Source organism: Caulobacter hibisci, assembly GCF_016135805.1.
GTDB classification, from domain to species: domain Bacteria; phylum Pseudomonadota; class Alphaproteobacteria; order Caulobacterales; family Caulobacteraceae; genus Caulobacter; species Caulobacter hibisci.
This window is the reverse complement of sequence record NZ_JADWOX010000035.1, coordinates 1-19,788: the sequence shown is the minus strand read 5'-3', so window position 1 is coordinate 19,788 and position 19,788 is coordinate 1. Positions and strand designations below refer to the sequence as shown.

Below are 19,788 nucleotides of genomic sequence, written 5' to 3'. Positions count from 1 at the left end.
GCCGCGGGGGGGCGCGCGGCCCCGCGCCCGCCCGGGGGGGGGGCGGGTGGCGGCGGGGGGGGCGTCCCCCCCCGCGCGGTGGGGGGCGGGGGGGGCGGGGGGGGGCCCCCCCCCCCGTTCTCAGCAGCCGCTAGGTCAGCAGTCACTTCCCCCTCAGTCGCTTCGCGACAGCTCCCCCTTCAGGGGGAGCATCTTCAGCCCTGCTCCAGCGTCACCAGCACCAGGTCGTTCTTGCGCATGGCGAAGTCGAGCTTGGCGACGCCGTCCTTGCCGACAGTGACGGTCTTGTCGACCACCGGCTTGTCGGTGGTCAGGGCCTGAAGCTGCGTCACCTGCTCGGCCGAAAGCTTCTGCGGCAGGCCCAGCTCGATATAGGCCGTGTAGGCGTCGTTGGCGCGGAAGCCGGTGCGCTGGGCCTTCAGGCGGTAGCGGCCGGGCTTGAGGCCAGCAACGCTGAGCGCGGCGGCGGGGGCGTCGGTCGTCGGCTGGACCTTGGTGTAGAACGAGCGGTTGCTGGTCGGCTGCACCGGCTGGGTGAAGTCCCAGACCAGGGCCGCGATCTTGCCGCCGTCCACCGAGGCCAGCACCGAACCGTCCGTGGACGGGATCTCCTTGCCGCGCAGGGCCGCCAGGTACTTGTAGGCGAACCACGAGGGCTTGCGGATCCCCTCCGGGTTCATCAGGCCAAAGCCCCCCTGGAACGGCGCGGTCGGCGGGCCGGGCTCCTCGAAGAGGTCGCTGTAGGTCCAGTAGCTCATGCCCTGGACCGCGCCCTTGACGCCCTTCAGCTTGGCCAGGATGTAGGCGGCGCTGTGATAGCTGTCGTGCACCGGGTCGCGCGGCGTGTAGCTGGTGCTCCATTCGGTGAAGTAGAGCGGCAGGCCGGGGAAGGCCGAGGCCTCGATCTCGCGGCGCACCTTTAGCACGTCGCCGATGATGGCGTCGGGGGAGAGCGACAGCTTGGTGTCGTCCTTGCCGTTCTCGTCGAGGAAGCCGCCGTCGACGCCGTAGGTGTGGGTGGTGACGAAGTCGACCGCCGCGCCATTGGTCTTGCAGTAGGCCAGGAACTCCGGAACCCAGGCCGCGCCGGCCGTCGACGGGCCGCCCACTCGGAGCGTCGGGTCGATCGCCTTGATGGTCTTGGCGGTCAGGGCGTAGAGGTCGAAATAGACCTTCTGGTCGGCCTTTTCCCAGAAGCCGTCGAGATTGGGCTCGTTCCAGACCTCGAAGAACCAGGTGCGGACCTCGGCCTCGCCGTAGCGGCCGCGCAGGTGCGTCACGAAGGCGTCGATCAGGTGCGCCCAGGGCTCGAACTGCGGGTGGGAGGTGTTGCCCTTCCACCAGAAGATCGTCAGGTCCGAGGTCTTCATCGCCTCGGGCGTGAAGCCCAGCTCGATGAAGGGCTTCAGGCCCATGGCCAGCAGCCGGTCGTAGAGCTGGTCGATCTTCGTCCAGTCATAGACGATCTTGCCGTCCGGACCCTTCTTCACCGTGCCCAGCACGTCGTGGAAGATGGCGTGGAAGCGGATGTAGCGGAACTTCAGCTCGTCGGACGCCGTCTTCAGCTGGGCCAGGCTGTCGTCGCGCAGCAGGGTGCCGGGATAGTCCGAGCCGATGGAGAGGTCGAAGAAGCGGTCGACCGGCGTCGTGGCCTTGGCGACGTCCAGCGCGATGACGCGCTTGTCGGCGGCGAAGGCGGGCAGGACCGGCAGCGCTGTCAGGCTGGCGGCGGCGGCCATCAGGCGGCGGCGCGAGAACATGGCTTCGTTTCCTCTTCCCGATCGGTTTCTTGGGCGGCGTGAAAACCTCGTCCTTCGACAGGCTCAGGATGAGGTTTTCAGTCGAACCGCCGGAGCAGAAGGACCTCACCCTGAGCTTGTCGAAGGGCGAGGTCCGCAGCGCTGGCTTTAGTGGTTATGCCTCGGCAGCTTCGCCGCCAGGTCCTGGTACTTCACGGCGAATTCCAGCACCCCGCCGGTGTCGAGCTGACCGGTATGGGCGCGATAGATCTCCTGCCAGGGAGTCATGGTCTCCGGCACGGCCGGAATGCCCTCCTTGCGGCGCTCGGCGATCACGGCCTCGTCCACCAGGGCGTCGCAGCGGCCGGTGTTGATGTCGATGCGGATCACATCGCCGGTCCGCAGCCACGACAGGCCCCCGCCCACCGCGCTCTCGGGCGAGGCATTGAGGATCGAGGGGCTGTCGGCGGTGCCCGACTGGCGCCCGTCGCCGAGCGTCGGCAGGCTCATGATCCCTTTCTTCAGCAGGTGATCGGGCGGCTGCATGTTGACCACCTCGGCCGAGCCCGGCCAGCCGATCGGACCCGCGCCCCGGATCACCAGGATGCAGCTCTCGTCGATGTTCAGGGCCGGGTCGTTGATGCGGGCGTGATAGTCGTCCGAGCCGTCGAAGACGATGGCCCGGGCTTCGAACACGCCTTCCTGGCCCGGCTTGGACAGGTAGCGCTCGCGGAAGTCGGCGCCGATGACACTGGCCTTCATGATCGCGAAGTCGAACAGGTTGCCGCGCAAAACGAGGAAACCCGCCTTTTCGGCCAAAGGCTCGGCGTAGGGGAAGATCACCTCGCGGTCGCCGGTTTCGCGACCCTGCAGGTTCTCGCCCATGGTCTTGCCGGTGACGGTCAGGACGTCGCCGTGCAGGCGGCCCTGCTGCAGCAGCTCCCACAGCACCGCCGGCGCGCCGCCGGCCCGGTGGAAGCGCTCGCCCAGATACTTGCCGGCCGGCTGCATGTTGACGATCAGCGGGATGTCGTAGGCCGCGCGCCAGTCGTCGGCGGTGACTTCGAGCCCCGCATGCCGCGCCATGGCGGCGATGTGCGGCTGGGCGTTGGTCGAGCCGCCGGCCGCCGCGACCAGGGCGATGGCGTTCTCGAACGCCTTCTTCGTCAGGATGTCCTTGGGCTTGATGTCCTCATAGGCCAGGTCGACGATCCGCTGGCCGGTCTTGTAGGCCATCTGGCCGCGCTCGCGGTACGGGGCGGGGATCGCCGCGCAGCCGGTCAGCGACAGACCGAGCGCCTCGGCCACGGCGTTCATGGTCGAGGCCGTGCCCATGGTGTTGCAGTGGCCGGCCGAGGGGGCCGAGGAGGCCGCGCGCTCGATGAACTCGGCCTCGTCGATCTCGCCGGCCGCCAGCTTGCGGCGCGAGCGCCAGATCACCGTGCCCGAGCCGACCAACTCGCCCTCGTGCCAGCCGTCCAGCATCGGCCCGCCGGACAGCACGATGGCCGGAATGTTGACCGTGGTGGCGGCCATGATGCCGGCCGGGGTGGTCTTGTCGCAGCCGGTGGTCAGCACCACGGCGTCGATCGGATAGCCGTGCAGGGTCTCCACGAGGCCCAGATAGGAGAGGTTCCGGTCCAGGGCCGCCGTCGGGCGACGGCAGTTCTCGAAGATCGGGTGGACCGGGAACTCCATCGGAATGCCGCCGGCGTCGCGGATGCCGTCACGCACCCGGGTGACGAGGTCCAGGTGGATGCGGTTGCAGGGCGAGATGTCGCTGCCGGTCTGGGCGATGCCGATGATCGGCTTGCCGCTGCGCAGCTCTTCCGGGGTGATCCCGTAGTTCATGAACCGCTCCAGATAGAGGGCGGTCATGTCGATGTGGTCGGGATTGTCGAACCAGTCGCGCGAGCGGAACCGGCGGGGCGTTCTGTTAGCGGAGGTCAAGGCGCACCTCGTATTGCGGCTGGCCGGCGACGTCGACGGGCAGGGCGAACAGGCCGCCGCACAGCGGGTTGGCGGCGAGCTGCTCGTCGCTGAGGCCCTTGCGGGCAGTGGTGAAATAGAGGGTCTTCAGGTCCGGCCCGCCAAAGCACGGCTTGGTGACGTTGATTGCCGGCAGCTCGACGCGCTGGACGATCTGGCCTTCCGGCGACAGGCGAATGGCGCCGCGAGCGCCCCACAGGGCCGTCCAGACGAAACCCTCGGCGTCGACCACCGAACCGTCCGGCCAGGCGTCTTCGATCTCCAGGTGGAAGAATTCGCGCTTGTTCGACAGGCCGCCATCGGCGCCAATGTCGAAAGCCCAGATCACCTTTCCGAGGGTGTCGGTGTGGTAGAAGGTCGCCCCGTCCGGACTGACCGCCGGGCCGTTGGTGATGCAGACGCCGGCGTCGTGCTGGCTCAGCGAACCGTCGGCTTCGAGGCGATAGAGCGCGCCGCTGTCGGCTTCTTCCGCGTCATGCATGGTGCCGAACCACAGGCGGCCTTGCGCATCCACCGTGGAGTCGTTGGGGCGGTTGTCGAGGCCGGCGTCCTCGATCTCGGAGATGAAGGTGAAGCCCAGCTCCGGCGTGAAGTGATGCAGGCCGCTCTTGAGGCCCGCGACGAAGCCGCCGCCGACGCGCGGCGCGACGAAAGTCACCTGGTCGGGGGCGTCCCAGCTGGCGGTCTCGCCGGTGGCGGGGGTGTAGCGGTGGACCCTGTGGCCCTTGATGTCGACGAACCAGACGGCGTCGCCATGCCAGATCGGCCCTTCGCCGAGCGTGGCCTTCAGGTCCCAGACGCAGGTGGGGGCAGTCATCGCGCTTCGTCTCCTCCTACGGCGCTGGCCCCCTCAGTCGCTCCGCGACAGCTCCCCCAGAGGGGGAGCATCTTCTTGGTGCGGCGCTCCTAGATCCTCCCCCTCTGGGGGAGGTGGCCCGGAGGGCCGGAGGGGGTCCTTCGCCGACCTATCTTATCGCCAGCCGGCGTCGATCCAGTATTCGTGGCCCGTGCACAGGCTGCCGTCGTCGGACGCCAGGAACAGCACCAGCGAGGCGACGTTGGCCGGCAGGATGCGGCCCTTGACGGCCTGGGCCTTGACGATCTCGGCCTCGCCTTCCGGGGTGTACCACTTCTCCTGGCGCTTGGTCTTGACGTTGCCCGGCACCACGCAGGTGACGCGGATGTCGTCGGGGCCCAGCTCGCGGGCCAGCGCCCGGGTCATGCCCTCGATGCCGGCCTTGGCGGTTTCGTAGAGGACGAGGTCCTCCAGGCCCAGGTGCCAGCTGATCGAGCCGAAATTGATGATCGCGCCGCCGCCGCGGTCCTTCATGCCCGGGGCCGCGGCCTGGGCGCAGAACAGCATGTGCCGCAGGTTCACGTTCATGCGGTTGTCCCAGTAGGCCGGGGTCACGTCGGCCAGGCTGTGACGATCGTCGTTGCCGGCGTTGTTGACCAGCACGTCGACGGGACCGATCTCGGCGAAGAAGGCCTTCACGGCCTCCAGGTCGGTCAGGTCGACGGCCTTGAAGGCCGGCTTGATCGCGGCGTCGGCCAGGTCAGCGACCAGGGCCTGCGAGTCCTCGACGGCGATGTCGACGAAGATCACTTCGGCGCCTTGCTTGGCGAAGGCGGTGGTGATGCCCGCGCCGATGCCGGAGCCGCCGCCGGTGATGACGACGCGCTTGCCCTGGAGGCTGGGATAGATGGCGGAGGACATGCGCTTAAGCCTGGAAAGAGGAAACGAGGGTCACAGCAGGCCGCGGCCGGCCAGATTGCGGATCAGGGCCGAGATGCCGAAGGTCCAGGGCTTGGCCTGGTCGCAGGTGGTCACCTCGTTCTCGAGCACGCCCAGCTTGGGGGTCGAGACGCGGACGCGGTCGCCGACCTTGTGGGTAAAGCCCTGGCCGGCGGTGTCGCGGTCCTGGATCGGGGCGAACATGGTGCCCAGGAACAGGGCGAAGCCGTCCGGATACTGATGCTGCTTGCCGAAGGCCTGGCTGGCCAGCACGGCGGGATCGCGGCTGATCAGGCTCATGTTCGACTTGCCGTCGAGCACGAAGTTGTCGCGGCCGGTGATCTTCAGCTCGACCTCGGCCGAGCGGACGTCGTCCAGGCTGAAGGCGTCGTCGAACAGGCGGAAGAACGGGCCGATCGAGCAGGAGGCGTTGTTGTCCTTGGCCTTGCTGAGCAGCAGGGCCGAGCGGCCCTCGAAGTCACGCAGGTTGACGTCATTGCCAAGCGAGGCGCCGCGGATCTGGCCCTGGCCGTCGCACAGCAGCACGACTTCCGGCTCGGGATTGTTCCAGTGGCTGTCGCTGCGGACGCCGACCTGGTCGCCCCAGCCCATCGACGACAGCGTCGGGCCCTTGGTGAAGATCTCGGCGTCGGGGCCGATGGCGACCTCGAGGTACTGCGACCACAGGCCGTCCTTGATCAGGGTCTGCTTCAGGCGCTCGGCGCCTTCGGAGCCCGGGTTCACGCTGCGCAGGTCGCCGCCCATGCTTTCGGACAGTTGCTCGCGGATCTTCAGGGCGGCGGCGGCGTCGCCGCGGGCGCGTTCCTCGATCACCCGCTCCAGGGTCGAGACGGCGAAGGTGACGCCGGCGGCCTTCAGACATTGCAGGTCGACGGGGGCCAGCAGCTTGGCGGCGGCCTCGCCCTGCGGGTCTTCCCAGACCGCGCGCAGGTCGAGCTCTTCCAGCGGACCCTTGTCCTCGCCGCGCGGGATTTCCGCGCCGGGGGCGTAGGCGTTCATCAGGTCGGCGACGGTGGGGGCGATCTTGCTGACGTCCTCGACACGGCCGCCGCGCACCACGACGGGGGTCGGGCCCTGGCCGAAATCGATGCGGCCCAGAAGGGTCGCTTCCCGCCAGTCCTCGGGAAGGTATTGCGTCACGCCCACCGCGTTTTCTCCCTATCGCGCGCGGTGGATCATGCGAACGCCCACCCACGCTTTCGTACTCGTCCACTTGTTAGCGCTAACATGTGGAGGGGCGCAAGCCAGTTGTCTGACAACTGTTCTACAGGGTCTGCCAGAAGCGCTGCCGCGGTCCTGCCCCGCTTTGCGGGGCAGGCATCTGACTACTGCGGCGCCGGCCCCGTCGAGGCCCGCACGATCAGCGTATGCGGATGCATCAGCTGCCGGGGCTCGCCCGTGCCGTCACGGTGGCGGCGGATCTCTTCCAGCACCAGGTCGACGGCGGCGCGGGCCATGGCGGCGATGGGCTGGTGGACGGTGGTCAGGGCCGGCCAGATGTTGGCGGCGATCGAGGTGTCGTCGAAGCCGACGATCGAGACGTCGCCCGGCACGTCCAGGCCCAGGCGATGGGCCAGGCCCGCCGTGGCGGCGGCCATGTCGTCGTTGGCGGCGAAGATGGCGGTCGGCCGGTCCTTGACGTTCAGCAGCCGCTCGGCCGCCTCAAGCCCCGAGCGATAGGTGAAGAAGCCCTGCTCGATGCGCACGTCCTCCAGCGGGATGCCGGCGGCCTTGAGGGCGGTCATGAAGCCGTCCATCCGCTGCTGGCTGACCGTCTGGTTGGGGTGGCCCTTGATGAAGCCGAAGCGCTTGTGGCCCAGGCTCAGCAGGTGCTGGGTCAGCTCGAAGGCGGCGGCCTCGTTGTCGATGCGGATGGTCGCCATGTCGCTGCTGGCCATGCCCGGCGCGACGGCCACGGCGGCCGCGCCGGCGGCCTTCACCTCGGCCAGCACGGTCTGGGACTCGCACAAGGGCGGCGGCAGGATCAGGCCATCGACGCCGGTCTTCAGCAGGCGGGCCAGGGTGGCGCCGGCCAGTTCGGGCTCGGCGCACTTCTCGATGACGATCTGCGAGCCGGTGCGGCTGCTCTCGTCCAGCGCCCCGACCAGGAACTCCGACAGATAGCCCGTCGAGGGGTTGTCATAGAGCAGGCCGATGCGGAACGGCGCGCTGCCCGCCAGGCTGCGGGCTGCCGGGTTGGGGGCGTAGTTGAGCTCGGCGATGGCCGCCTCGACCAGGGCCCGCGTCTCTTCCTTGACCGTGGATTCGCGGTTGATGACCCGCGAGACGGTCATCGGCGACACCCCGGCGAGCGCGGCGACGTCGCGGATCGTGGCGCTCTGGCTGCTGCGCCGCCGCGTGCGCTCGGTGCGTTCGTTCATACTGAGAAATCCGTCCCTTTGGGGCGAGTCTAGACCGTTTCTCGCGCGCGGGGGAAGCGCGGCCTTGGTAGCGGTCTCCAGGCGGGCGTAAGGAAGGGCCATGAACGCATTTGGCGCCATCATCCTGTGCGGCGGCGGCTCGATCCGGATGGGGCGGGACAAGGCCCTGCTCGACTGGGGCGGCGTGCGCGCCGTCGATCGCGTGGCCGAACTGGCGCGGGCGGCTGGAGCAAGCGTGGTGCTGACTGCTGGGCGCGACTACGGGCTGGACTGGGTGCCGGATCCCGAGGAGGGCGCGGGGCCGGTCGGCGGGGTGCTGGCGGGCGTCGCGGCGCTGCGGGCGCGTGGCTGCGACCGGGCGCTGGTGCTGGCCGTGGATGCGCCGACCCTGACGGTGGACGACCTGGCGCCGCTGCTGGCGGCGGAGGCGGGGGCGACGTTCGAGGTTTCGCCCGTGCCGATGGTGCTGCCGCTCGGGGCCGTGCCGGAGGGCGCTGCGGCCGGGTGGCCGTTGCGGCGGCTGGTCGAGCGGGCGGGGCTGGCGGTGTTGCCGTGTCCCGAGGACGCGCGGGCGCGGATCCTGGGAGCCAATACGCCGGAGGAGCGGGCGCGGCTCGATCCTCGTCCCAATTCCCCAAAATAGAGTCATCGCCCGACTTGTTCGGGCGACCCAAGCGGGGTGTCAGGATGTGGCGAGTTCAGCTTGGGTCGCCCGCATGAAGCGGGCGATGACTTCTGAAAGGGGGGCACGAGCTTCGGAGCTCCCGCCCTCAGTACACGTCCCGCCGATACCGCCCGTGGTCGGCCAGGTCCTCCAGCGCCGCCGCGCCGAGGATCTCGGCCAGGGCCGCGTGGACCTCGCGCGACATGCCTTCCAGCGAGCCGCAGACATAGATCGCCGCGCCGCGCGCCACCCAGGCCCGGACCTCGTCGGCGGCCGCCCGCAGGCGGTGCTGGACATAGACCTTCTCGGCCTGGTCGCGGGAGAAGGCGAGATCCAGCCGGGCCAGGACGCCCGAAGCGACCCAGGCCTCGATCTCCTCGCGGTGGAAATAGTCGTGGGCCGAGGAGCGCTCGCCGAACACCAGCCAATTGCGTTTGCGGCCCATGGCGGCGCGGGCCTTCAAGTGGCTGCGCAGGCCGGCCAGGCCGGTGCCGGCGCCGATCAGGATCATCGGCCGGTCGTCTTCGGGCGCGTGGAAGCTGCGGTTCGATCGCACCCGGCCGGCGATCTCGGCCCCGACCGGCGCATGCTCGACCAGCCAGCCCGAGCCCAGGCCCGGCTTGCCGTCGGCGCGACGCATCAGGCGCACGACCAGCTCGACCCCGCCGTCGGCCGGCAGGGAAGCGATCGAATATTCGCGATGCGGCAGGGGCGACAGGGCGTCGACCAAGGCCTGGGGCGAGGTTCCGACCAGGGCGGTGATCGAGGCGGGTTCGTGGGGTAAGCGACGCCAGGACAGCGCCTCGCCCAGCGTGGCGGCCTCGTCGGCTTTCACCGGCGCCTCGGCGTTCAGCGACAGCCGCGCCAGCAGGTCGGCGACGTCGGACGGGGCGTTGCGCGGGCCGATCTCGACGATGTCGCCAGCTTGCCAGTTGAGCCCGCCGTCCAGCGGCTCCAGGCGCACGTGGAACGCGCCTTCGCCGGCCGAGCCGGGATTGAGCAGGCGGCGGTCGGCCAGGGTCCAGCGGCCATAGGCCGGGCGGCTCCAGTCGGGGGCGTCGGTCGCGCCGGTGAGCACCGACAGCTGCGACTGCCAGTGGCGCAGGGCGGCGGCGTCGCCATCGTCGACCTCGACCGCATCGAACAGGCGCACCCCGCCGTTGCGGGCCATCCAGGCGTCCAGCGAATGGCCGAAGGCGCAGTATTGGGCGTAGGTCGAGTCGCCCAGGGCCAGGACGGCGTAGGTCAGGCCCGACAGGTTCGGCTCGGTCGCCATGACGTCGCGGATGAAGCGGCTGGCGTTGTCGGGGGCGTCGCCCTCGCCGGTGGTGCTGGCGATGAACAGGGCGCGGCCGGTCAGGTCGGCGGGCTCTACGGCGGCCAGTTCGCGCAGGCGCACCGGCACGTTGGCGGCCTGCAAGGCCTTGGCCGTAGCCAGGGCCAGCTCCTCGGCAAAGCCCGTCTGGCTGGCGAAGGCGACCAACACCGGCTCGCCGGCGCCGGCGGCCAGGGCGGCCTCCTCGCGGCGGGCCTTGGCCTTGCGCAGCGCCACCTTCAGCGCGATCCCGGCGCACAGCAGGATGTAGAGGCCGACGACGATCGCGGCCAGGACCAGGCGGCGCGAGCCCGGCGGCAGGGCGGAGAGCAGGTCGGTCATGCGTCGAGCATCGCCTGCAAGGCCGGCGACAGGCGCTCCTCCAGGCCGTTCGGGCCGCGGGTGACGATCAGGGCCGGCAGGTTCCGGGCCGTGGCGAAGGCCAGGGCTGCGTCCGGACCCATGACGGTCAGGGCCGTGGCCAGGGCGTCGGCGGTCATGCACTCGGGATGGATGACAGTGACGCTGACCACGCCGGCGTCGCAGGGCGCGCCGGAGGCGGGATCCAGGGTGTGGGCGTAGCGCTTGCCGGCATGGTCGAAGAACCGGCGGTAGTCGCCCGAGGTCGCCACCGACAGGCCGTGCAGGGCCAGCAGGGTGCGCGGGGCGGCCTCGTCGTTGGCCGAAGCGACCGGCGGGCGCTCCAGCTCGACCCACCAGGGCTGGCCGTCGGGCTTGGCGCCCACGCCGCGCAGCTCGCCGCCGACCTCGACCAGGTAGGAGCGCACGCCGGCCCGCTCCAGGGCGCGGGCCGCCTCGTCGACGCCGAAGCCCTTGGCGATGCCGTTGAGGTCGATGGACAGGCCGCCCGGCTGAAACAGCGCGTCGCCGTCCAGGACGATGCGGCTCCAGCCCATGGGCGCGCGGGCGGCCTCGATGGCGTCGGCGCTGGGCGGCGCGCCGGAGATGGGGCGGGGGCCGAAGCCCCAGAGATCGGTGACCGCGCCCAGGGTCGGATCGAAGGCGCCGTCGCTGCCCTCGGCGATCTCTAGGGCGCGGCGCAGCACGGTCGCGAAGCCTTCGGGCAGGGCGGTCCAACTGCTGGCCGCCGAGCGGTTGAAGCGGGAGAGGGCCGACATCGGGTCCCAGGCGCTCATCTCGGCCACGACGCGGTCGAGGGCGCGCTGGACCATGGCGGTCATGGCCGGAAGGTCGGTGGTGGCGGGCAGGACGGCCTTCACCGACCATGTCGTGCCCATGGTCGCCCCGTCGAACCCGCGCACGATCCCGCCCACCGGCCTGGCCGGCGGCGTGGAGATCAGGGGAACGAGGACGCGGGTCATGGGGGGAAACCTCTTCCCTTCCCCCTTGATGGGGGACGGGCAGGGTTGGGGGTGGAGCGGCGGTGGACGTCACCCCGGCGGAGCCAGGTCCTGAGCCGGTGTCACCCCCATCCCCGACCCTTCCCCCATCAAAGGGGGAAGGGAGAGATATGTGGATTACGGACGCTGGGCTTCCAGGGTCGCGGTGTAGCTGGCGCTGAAGCCGTTGCCGGCCAGCGGGCCCGTGCCGCCGCCCGGACCACCCGGACCGCCGCCCGGGCCGCCAGCGGGAGGACCGCCTTGCGGGGCGCCCTGACCACCGGGGGCGCCGCCGGGAGCGCCGCCGCCCATGCCGCCGCGACCGGTCTCGCCGGTGCGGACGCTGGCGTTCAGCCAGTACATGCCGGCTTCCGGCAGGGTGAACTTCACCGCGCCGTCAGGGCCGGTCTTGACCTTGATCTCGCCCGGGGTGGCGCGATAGCGCGCGGCGCCCGGCACGATGGTGACTTCGAGATCGGCGGCCGGCTTGCCGTCGACCAGGAACTTGAAGGTCGCCGCCTCGCCCGCGACCAGGTCGTTGGGGTGGGTGACGGGAACCAGCTCCAGGCCCTTGCCGGTCGGCTTCAGGACGGTGTCGGTGGGCGCGCCGCGGGTGACGAAGGTTTCGTTGCGGTTGAAGCTCTTGATGGTCTTCAGATCGGCCGCGCCGGCCGGAACCTGCTTGGCGAAGTCTTCCGGCGTGCCGCGGAAGCGCTTGGTCTCGCCGCCTTCGCTCCAGCTGGCCATGATAGAGGCCGAGGCGGTGCCGATCTTGTAGGTGCCGGGCTTGGCCAGCTCGACGTCGAACACCGAGCGGTACTGGCCGGTGGCGGCGTTCTTGGCCGGCTCGGTCGTGCCGTCCGGGGTGGTGATGACCACGCCGTCCACGCGCATGGCGCGGTGGTCGGGGTAGAACAGTTCGTTGGACACGGCCGCGTCGACCGTGACCCACGAGCCGTCGCCCGAGAGGATGGTGGCCGAGGGCACGAACCACGAGCGGTGGGCGTGGGCGGCCAGCGGCAGGGCCAGGGCCGCCGTGGCGGCGGTCAGGGCGAGAAGGCGCTTGCGAAGGGTCATGGCGTTTCTCTCTTTGATTATTTGACGGTGACCGAGACGGCGCCGAGTTCGGCCGTCCCCTTGGCGGTGGCGGGTTTGCCGGCCTTGCCCCAGACGAACGGGACGCGCACGGCCTCGTGGCCGCCGACTTCGCGGGCGGCTTCGACCACCAGGGTGTAGGCGCCGGGCTTCAGCTTCGACAGCTCGCTCTTGGAGCCGCTGAAGGTCAGCTTCTGCGGGCCGGGCGCGCGGGTGGCCGAGGAGATGCCGTCGGCCGGGAAGCTCATCGAACGGCCGGCCTTGCGCCACCACTGGCGCATGTCCTTCAGCCACTTCTCGCCCTTGTCTTCCTTGGAGTCCGGATCGTACCAGACGGCCAGGGTGGCGGCGGCGGTGGCGTCGGGCGCCTCGACCCAGATGGCGACGTAGGGCTTGTGGTATTCGGCCACGGTCAGGCGCGGGATCTCGACGGTGACATTGAGGTCGGCGGCCATCGCGGGAGCGCCGACGGCGGCGCCGGCGAAGGTCAGCAGGGAAACGGTGCGCTTCACGGAAGGCGGCCTTTCACTAGAGGTGGACGAACAAGATCAGAATGAGGAGCGGTATGGCCAGCCCCGCGGCGGTCAGCGGCCAGGTCATCGGCCGCCCGCGGGCGTGGAACTGCAGCAGGATCAGGCCGGTGACCGTGAAGATCACGCAGGCCCCGGCGAAGATGTCGATGAACCAGCCCCAGGCCTTGCCGGCGTTGCGGCCCTTGTGCAGGTCGTTCAGCAGGCTGATGGCGCCGCGGGTGGTCTTCTCGTGCTCGACGGCGCCGGTCTCGCGGTCGATGGCGATCCAGGCGTCGCCGCCGGGACGGGCCAGGGCCAGATAGACCTCGGCGTCGGACCATTCGCCCACGCGGCCGGCGATGTCGGCGTCGACGGCGTTGTCGAGCCAGGTCTCGACCTTGATCGGCAGCGGGCGCTTGCCCTCGACCGGGCCCTTGGCCAGTTCGGCGATCAGGTCGGCGGGCAGGGTGGCCTTGAGGCTGACCACCTTGGGCTGGGCCTCGATCGCGCCGGCGTGGTTGAGGGTGAAGCCGGTGATGGCGAACAGCAGCATGCCCACTAGGCTGACCGACGCGCTGATCCAGTGCCACTGGTGCAACTGCTTGAGCCAGAAGGAGCGGCGGTTCTGTTCGGCGGCGGCTTTCACGGGATTCCGGAACGGACGAGCTTCGATGCCGCCGTCCATACTTGAGAGCGACTTGCAATTACAAGACCCGATCGGTCTCTGGCCACGATTGGAAACAATCCGCCCGTGATCGGTTCTGTGGGCATGACCTATCAGCTGCATTATTGGCCGGGCATCCAGGGGCGCGGCGAGTTCGTCCGCCTGGCGCTGGAGGCGGCCGGCGCGCCCTATGTCGACGTGGCCCGCGCGCCGGAAGACGAGGGCGGCGGCGAGGACGCCTTGATGGATGACCTGGTCGAGATCGGCGGCCCGCGCGCGGCCTTCGCCCCGCCGTTCCTGGTCGATGGCGACCTGGTGATCGGCCAGACGGCCAACATCCTGCTGTACCTCGGACCGAAGCACGACCTGGCCCCTGCGGCCGAGACCGGCCGGCTGTGGGTCAACCAGCTGCAGCTGACCATCGCCGACCTCGTGGCCGAGGCCCACGACACCCATCACCCCGTCGGCATGGGCCTCTATTACGAGGACCAGAAGGACGAGGCGGCGCGGCGTTCGACCGAGTTCCGCTCAGAGCGAATCCCCAAGTTCATGGGCTGGTTCGAGCGGGCTCTGGACGGCGGCGACGCCTGGCTGGCCGGCGGGGCGGTCAGCTATGCCGACCTGTCGCTGTTCCAGGCGGTGGAAGGCCTGCGCTACGCCTTCCCGCATGCGATGGCCAGGCTGGAGCCGGACATCCCCAAGGTCACGGCCCTGCACGATCGGGTCGCCGACCTGCCACGCGTCGGGGCCTATCTCGCCTCCGAAAGACGCATCCCGTTCAACGAAATGGGCATCTTCCGGCGCTATCCGGAGCTGGACCCGGCCTAGCTATATTATAACAACGTGCGGCGAACTTGGCCTCGACAACCGCCCCTCAACACAAGAAGTATCCTGGCTTCCGCCGCGATGGGACATTCGCGGGCTGCATTGGGTTGGTTTCGTGAAAGCGCTTTTCTTCTCGGTTTCGCTGCTGTCGCTGGTGGGCGGCGCGGCTCTCGCCCAGGACTATCTGCCCCAGCCGGCCCCGCCGACCCCGCCCATCGCCGCCCCGCAGGACGTGGCCTATCCGGGCACGCTGAAGCTGTTCGTCGACGCGACCGACCTTGACCGCAAGATCTTCGACATCAAGCTGACCCTGCCGGTGGCCAAGGCCGGCCCGCTGACCCTCTACTATCCGGAGTGGGTGCCGGGCGGCCACTCGCCGCGCAACGACCTCGACAAGCTGGCCGGGCTGGTGATCACCGCCAACGGCCAGGTGATCCCCTGGAAGCGCGACGTGGTCGAGGTCAACGCCTTCCACCTCGACGTGCCGGCCGGCGTCACCGAGCTGAACGTCGCCTACAAGTTCCTGTCGCCGGTCGAGACCAAGGTCGGCCGCATCGTCATGACCCCGGACATGCTGAACCTGCAATGGCTGCAGATGGCCATGTATCCGGCCGGCCACTTCACCCGCCGCATCGCCATCGAGCCGACCGTCAAGCTGCCCGAAGGCTTCCAGTTCGCCTCGGCCCTCGAGGTCGCCAAGACCGAAGGCCAGGTGACGACCTTCAAGCCAACCACGGTCGAGACCCTGGTCGACTCGCCGATGTTCGCCGGCCGCTACTTCAAGTCGGTCGATCTGGATCCGGGGGCCAAGGTTCCGGTGCGGTTGAACATGATCGCCGACAAACCCGAACTGCTGGACTACAAGCCCGAGCAGCTCCAGGCCCACAAGAACCTCGTGCAGCAGGCCTACAAGCTCTACGGCTCGCAGCACTACGACCACTACGACTTCCTGGTCGCCCTGTCGGACCAGCTGGGCGGCATCGGCCTGGAGCACCATCGGTCGAGCGAGAACCGCGTCGCGCCGAAATACTTCGCCGATTGGGACAAGGCCTATGTCGGCCGCGACCTGCTGCCCCACGAGTTCACCCACTCGTGGAACGGCAAGTTCCGCCGTGGCGCGGACCTGTGGACCCCGACCCTCAACACCCCGATGCGCGACAGCCTGATGTGGGTCTATGAGGGCCAGACGCAGTACTGGGGCTTCGTGCTGTCGGCGCGCTCGACCCTGCTGAGCAAGGACCAGACCCTGGACGCCATCGCCATGACGGCGGCGCTGTACGACAACCGCCGCGGCCGCGACTGGCGCCCGGTGCAGGACACCACCAACGATCCGATCATCGCCAACCGCAAGCCGCTGTCCTGGCTCTCCTACCAGCGCAGCGAGGACTACTATTCCGAAGGCCAGCTGGTCTGGCTCGACGCCGACACCCTGATCCGCGAGAAGACCGGCGGCAAGAAGTCGCTCGACGACTTCGCCAAGGCCTTCTTCGGCGTCGCCGACGGCTCCTACGTGCCCCACACCTACACCTTCGACGACGTGGTCTCGAACCTGAACGGCGTGGTCGCCTACGACTGGGCGAGCTTCCTCAAGAACCGTATCGAGGGCGTGAACCCCAAGGCCCCGCTCGATGGCCTGACCCGGGGCGGCTACAAGCTGGTCTATACCGAGACCCCGACCGACTACTTCAAGGTCTCCGAGACCCGCACCAAGACCACCAACCTGGCCTATTCGATCGGCCTGACGGTGGGCTCGGACGGCGTGCTCGGCGACGTGCAGTGGGGCGGCCCGGCCTTCAACGCGGGCCTGACCCAGGGCCTGACCCTGGTGGCCGTCAACGGCGAGGCCTACGACGCCGACAAGCTGAAGGCCGCCGTCAAGGCCACCGCCAAGGGCGGGGCGGTCGAGCTGCTGGTCAAGGACGGCTCGCGCTACCGGACGGTGAAGCTCGACTACACCGGCGGCCTCCGCTACCCGCGCCTGGAGCGCATCGCCGGAACCCCGGCCCGCCTGGACGACATCCTGGCGGCGCGGAAGTAGGGCGAGAGAGCCAACAGCAGAGCGGTAGAACTCAAAATTGAGTTCTCTATTTGTTCGCGTAATATGAAGGGCGTTCCGGCTTCTGTCGGAGCGCCTTTCTTCTTTGCGGGACAAACAGGTGACGGCTTCGGCTTGTGCTTGCGTGTCTCCTATGGGAGACATTTGTGTGATCGAAGTTCGCGAGACCGAGATCTTTCGTCGCTGGATGGCGGAGCTGCGTGACGCCGTGGCGAAGGCCAGGATCGCCGCCCGTATTCGCCAGCTCGCCTTTGGCCTGCTTGGCGATATTCGGCCCGTTGGCGAAGGCGTCAGCGAACTGCGGGTCCATGTCGGGCCGGGCTACCGGGTCTATGTGGTCCAGCGAGGCGAGGTCTTGATCGTGGTGCTGTGCGCTGGCGACAAGAACTTCCAGGCGCGTGACATCACTCGGGCCAAAGCCTTGGCGCGAGAGCTGGACGAGAATGGAGGCGATGCATGACCGTCGAGACCAAGCCGTTTGATCCCGCCGCCTATGTCGAAACGCCGGAAGCGGCGGCTGCCTATCTCGATGAGGCCCTGGCCACAGGGGATGCGGCTTTCATCGCGGACGCCCTGGGCGTCCTGGCGCGCGCCAAGGGCATGACCGAGATCGCCGAGGTTGCCGGGCTGGGACGGCAGAGCCTCTACAAGGCCTTGGCGAGCGACGGCAATCCGCGCTTCGACACCGTGCTGAAGGTGGTGAGCGCCTTGGGGTTACGCCTTTCGACCGTTCCCGTCACTGATTGAAAGTGACCGGTAACATGGGGCTTGAGTGGTCAGACAACCTCACCCATAGTGTCAGGCAAGACGGCGCGAAGCCGCCGTGACGGATGCTGGGGAAACGCAGGATGACCACCACTCTCACCCGCCGTACGCTGGGCGTCAGCCTGGCCGCCCTCGGCGCCGCCATGGCCCCCATGGTTCGGGCCGCGCCGAAAGCGGCGGGCGACAAGCCGCTCTACAAGGACGCTTCCCAGCCGGTCGAGGCGCGGGTCAAGGACCTGCTGGGGCGCATGACCCTGGAGGAGAAGGCCGCCCAGCTGATCGGCATCTGGCTGACCAAGGCGGCGATCCAGACCCCGGAGGGCGACTTCTCGCCCGAGACTGCCAGCAAGAACTTCCCCAACGGCCTGGGCCAGATCTCGCGCCCGACCGACCGCAAGGGCCTCAAGCCCACGACCGAGGTCAACGCCGCCGCCGGGGCCGACGACGGCTCGGTCGGTCGCAACGCCCCGCAGACCGCCCGTTACGTCAACGCCGCCCAGAAGTGGGCGATGGAGAAGACGAGGCTGGGCATTCCGATGCTGATGCACGACGAGGCCCTGCACGGCTATGTCGCGCGCGACGCCACCAGCTTCCCGCAGGCCATCGCCCTGGCCTCGACCTTCGATCCGGAGCTGGTGGAGAAGGTGTTCTCCACCGCCGCCAAGGAGATGCGCGCGCGCGGCTCCAACATCGCCCTGGCCCCCGTCGTCGACGTGGCCCGCGACCCGCGCTGGGGCCGCATCGAGGAGACCTATGGCGAGGACCCGCACGTCTGCGCCGAGATGGGCCTGGCCGCCATCCGCGGCTTCCAGGGCAAGACCCTGCCGCTGGCCCCCGACAAGGTGTTCGTCACCCTTAAGCACATGACCGGCCACGGCCAGCCCGAGAACGGCACCAATGTCGGCCCGGCCCAGATCGCCGAGCGCACCCTGCGCGAGAACTTCTTCCCGCCGTTCGAGCGGGCGGTGAAGGAGCTGCCGGTCCGCTCGGTCATGCCCAGCTACAACGAAATCGACGGGGTGCCCTCGCACGCCAACCGCTGGCTACTGACCGACGTGCTGCGTGGCGAGTGGGGCTTCCAGGGCGCGACGATGAGCGACTATTTCGCCATCAAGGAGATGATCACCCGTCACAAGCTGACCGACCAGCTGGCCGATACGGCGGTGATGGCCCTGCACGCCGGCGTCGATGTCGAGCTGCCCGACGGCGAGGCCTACGCCCTGCTGCCGCAGCTGGTGCGAGCCGGACGCATCCCCGAGGCCGAGGTCGACGCGGCCGTGGCGCGGGTGCTGCGGATCAAGTTCGAGGGCGGTTTCTTCGAAAATCCGTATGCGGATGAAAAGACCGCCGACGCCAAGACGGCGACTCCGCAAGCGATCGCCCTGGCGCGCGAAGCCGCCCGCAAGGCGGTGGTGCTGCTGAAGAACGACAAGGGCCTGCTGCCGCTGGACGGCAAGAAGATCAAGCGCCTGGCCCTGCTGGGCACGCACGCCAAGGACACCCCGATCGGCGGCTATTCCGACGAGCCGCGCCACGTGGTCTCGGTCTTCGAGGGCCTGACCGCCGAGGCCAAGGCCCAGGGCTTCGCCCTCGACTACGCCGAGGCCGTGCGGATCACCGAAAAGCGCGTCTGGGCCGCCGACGAGGTCAAGCTGGTCGATCCGGCCGTGAACGCGAAGCTCATTGCGGAAGCGGTCGAGGTGGCGAAGAAGGCCGACGTCGTCGTCTTGGTGCTGGGCGACAACGAGCAGACCAGCCGCGAGGCCTGGGCCGACGCCCACCTCGGCGACCGCGACAGCCTGGACCTGGTCGGCCAGCAGAACGACCTGGCCAAGGCGATCTTCGCCCTGGGCAAGCCGACCGTGGTGTTCCTGCTCAACGGCCGGCCGCTGTCGGTGAACCTGCTGGCCGAGCAGGCCGACGCCCTGGTCGAGGGCTGGTATCTGGGCCAGGAGACGGGCAACGCCGCCGCCGATGTACTGTTCGGCCGGGCCAATCCGGGCGGCAAGCTGCCGGTCAGCATCGCCCGCGACGTCGGCCAGCTGCCGATCTACTACAACCGCAAGCCTACGGCCCGCCGCGGCTACCTGTTCGACCGTCAGACCAGCCCGCTCTATCCGTTCGGCTTCGGGCTTTCCTATACGACCTTTGACATCGCCGCCCCGCGCCTGTCCAAGGCCAGCATCGGCCAGGGCGAGAGCACGGCCGTTTCGGTGGACGTGACCAACACGGGCAAGGTGGCCGGCGACGAGGTCGTGCAGCTCTACATCCACGACGAGGCCGCCTCGGTGACCCGTCCGGTGCTGGAGCTGAAGCACTTCAAGCGCGTCACCCTGGCGCCGGGCGAGAAGAAGACGGTGATCTTCGAGGTGGGGCCGTCGGATCTGTGGCTGTGGAACCTGGAGATGAAGCGGGTGGTCGAACCTGGGGATTTCTCGATCCTGGTCGGGCCGAATTCGGTGGATCTGAAGGCGACGAAGCTGACGGTGGTTTAGAGGATATATGCTCCCCCTCTGGGGGAGCTGTCGGCGAAGCCGACTGAGGGGGGGAGCGCCGCGCTGGGGGGGGCGCCGCCGCCCCGCCCCCCCCCCCCCCCCCCCCGCCGGGTCCCAGGAGAGGAACCCCCCGCCCGCCCCCCCGCCCCCCCCAGCGCCCCCGCCCCCGCC

17 protein-coding genes are annotated in these 19,788 nt (G+C 69.3%); 6 read left to right on the top strand and 11 right to left on the bottom strand.

Features of this window, described 5'->3' with window-relative positions:
• Nucleotides 1–194: 194 nt before the first annotated feature.
• The 6 genes from I4Q42_RS25505 to I4Q42_RS25480 form a co-directional block, all read right to left on the bottom strand.
• On the bottom strand, nucleotides 195–1,760 hold the full coding sequence (locus I4Q42_RS25505) for a GH39 family glycosyl hydrolase (protein ID WP_198578919.1): 1,566 nt from the start codon (nucleotides 1,758–1,760) through the stop codon (nucleotides 195–197).
• 147 nt (nucleotides 1,761–1,907) lie between these two features.
• Nucleotides 1,908–3,689, bottom strand: a complete 1,782-nt coding sequence (xylD, locus tag I4Q42_RS25500; protein WP_198578918.1) for a xylonate dehydratase XylD — start codon at nucleotides 3,687–3,689, stop codon at nucleotides 1,908–1,910.
• Nucleotides 3,676–4,545, bottom strand: coding sequence for an SMP-30/gluconolactonase/LRE family protein (locus I4Q42_RS25495; protein ID WP_198578917.1), 870 nt, complete (start codon nucleotides 4,543–4,545; stop codon nucleotides 3,676–3,678). Before I4Q42_RS25495 ends, xylD begins: the two co-directional genes overlap by 14 nt.
• 153 nt (nucleotides 4,546–4,698) lie before the next feature.
• Complete coding sequence (gene xylB, locus I4Q42_RS25490; RefSeq protein WP_198578916.1) at nucleotides 4,699–5,445, bottom strand: D-xylose 1-dehydrogenase; 747 nt, start codon at nucleotides 5,443–5,445, stop codon at nucleotides 4,699–4,701.
• Between the two features lie 30 nt (nucleotides 5,446–5,475).
• Nucleotides 5,476–6,630: a fumarylacetoacetate hydrolase family protein gene (locus I4Q42_RS25485; RefSeq protein WP_198578915.1), complete on the bottom strand. Its 1,155-nt coding sequence runs from the start codon at nucleotides 6,628–6,630 to the stop codon at nucleotides 5,476–5,478.
• Nucleotides 6,631–6,809: 179 nt separating this feature from the next.
• Complete coding sequence (locus I4Q42_RS25480; protein ID WP_198578914.1) at nucleotides 6,810–7,865, bottom strand: LacI family DNA-binding transcriptional regulator; 1,056 nt, start codon at nucleotides 7,863–7,865, stop codon at nucleotides 6,810–6,812.
• 100 nt (nucleotides 7,866–7,965) lie between these two features.
• Between I4Q42_RS25480 and mobA the strand changes: the two genes are divergently transcribed.
• On the top strand, nucleotides 7,966–8,508 hold the full coding sequence (gene mobA / locus I4Q42_RS25475; protein WP_198578913.1) for a molybdenum cofactor guanylyltransferase: 543 nt from the start codon (nucleotides 7,966–7,968) through the stop codon (nucleotides 8,506–8,508).
• 127 nt (nucleotides 8,509–8,635) lie between these two features.
• Here mobA and I4Q42_RS25470 read toward each other — a convergent pair whose 3' ends face one another.
• The 5 genes from I4Q42_RS25470 to I4Q42_RS25450 all read right to left on the bottom strand — a co-directional run bounded on the left by I4Q42_RS25470 (nucleotide 8,636) and on the right by I4Q42_RS25450 (nucleotide 13,458).
• Nucleotides 8,636–10,186 carry a flavodoxin domain-containing protein gene (locus I4Q42_RS25470; RefSeq protein WP_198578912.1) on the bottom strand — a complete coding sequence of 517 codons (1,551 nt, stop codon included), beginning with the start codon at nucleotides 10,184–10,186 and terminating at the stop codon, nucleotides 8,636–8,638.
• On the bottom strand, nucleotides 10,183–11,187 hold the full coding sequence (locus tag I4Q42_RS25465) for an FAD:protein FMN transferase (RefSeq protein WP_198578911.1): 1,005 nt from the start codon (nucleotides 11,185–11,187) through the stop codon (nucleotides 10,183–10,185). Before I4Q42_RS25465 ends, I4Q42_RS25470 begins: the two co-directional genes overlap by 4 nt.
• A gap of 156 nt (nucleotides 11,188–11,343) precedes the next feature.
• Nucleotides 11,344–12,282: a DUF4198 domain-containing protein gene (locus I4Q42_RS25460; RefSeq protein WP_198578910.1), complete on the bottom strand. Its 939-nt coding sequence runs from the start codon at nucleotides 12,280–12,282 to the stop codon at nucleotides 11,344–11,346.
• 17 nt (nucleotides 12,283–12,299) lie between these two features.
• The gene (locus I4Q42_RS25455; protein ID WP_198578909.1) at nucleotides 12,300–12,812 is read right to left on the bottom strand and encodes a DUF2271 domain-containing protein; all 513 of its coding nucleotides are present in this window, start codon (nucleotides 12,810–12,812) and stop codon (nucleotides 12,300–12,302) included.
• Nucleotides 12,813–12,828: 16 nt separating this feature from the next.
• Nucleotides 12,829–13,458 carry a PepSY-associated TM helix domain-containing protein gene (locus tag I4Q42_RS25450; RefSeq protein ID WP_332873152.1) on the bottom strand — a complete coding sequence of 210 codons (630 nt, stop codon included), beginning with the start codon at nucleotides 13,456–13,458 and terminating at the stop codon, nucleotides 12,829–12,831.
• 105 nt (nucleotides 13,459–13,563) lie between these two features.
• Here I4Q42_RS25450 and I4Q42_RS25445 point away from each other — a divergent pair, with 105 nt between their 5' ends.
• The 5 genes from I4Q42_RS25445 (at nucleotide 13,564) to I4Q42_RS25425 (ending at nucleotide 19,617) form a co-directional block, all read left to right on the top strand.
• On the top strand, nucleotides 13,564–14,304 hold the full coding sequence (locus I4Q42_RS25445) for a glutathione S-transferase (protein WP_332873151.1): 741 nt from the start codon (nucleotides 13,564–13,566) through the stop codon (nucleotides 14,302–14,304).
• 94 nt (nucleotides 14,305–14,398) lie between these two features.
• Nucleotides 14,399–16,339, top strand: coding sequence for a M61 family metallopeptidase (locus tag I4Q42_RS25440; RefSeq protein WP_232793446.1), 1,941 nt, complete (start codon nucleotides 14,399–14,401; stop codon nucleotides 16,337–16,339).
• A 166-nt stretch (nucleotides 16,340–16,505) separates the two neighbouring features.
• Nucleotides 16,506–16,817 carry a type II toxin-antitoxin system RelE/ParE family toxin gene (locus tag I4Q42_RS25435; protein ID WP_198578906.1) on the top strand — a complete coding sequence of 104 codons (312 nt, stop codon included), beginning with the start codon at nucleotides 16,506–16,508 and terminating at the stop codon, nucleotides 16,815–16,817.
• Complete coding sequence (locus tag I4Q42_RS25430; RefSeq protein WP_198578905.1) at nucleotides 16,814–17,104, top strand: addiction module antidote protein; 291 nt, start codon at nucleotides 16,814–16,816, stop codon at nucleotides 17,102–17,104. The genes I4Q42_RS25435 and I4Q42_RS25430 overlap by 4 nt, the downstream gene beginning before the upstream one ends.
• A gap of 101 nt (nucleotides 17,105–17,205) precedes the next feature.
• Nucleotides 17,206–19,617, top strand: a complete 2,412-nt coding sequence (locus tag I4Q42_RS25425; protein WP_198578904.1) for a glycoside hydrolase family 3 N-terminal domain-containing protein — start codon at nucleotides 17,206–17,208, stop codon at nucleotides 19,615–19,617.
• Nucleotides 19,618–19,788: the final 171 nt, after the last annotated feature.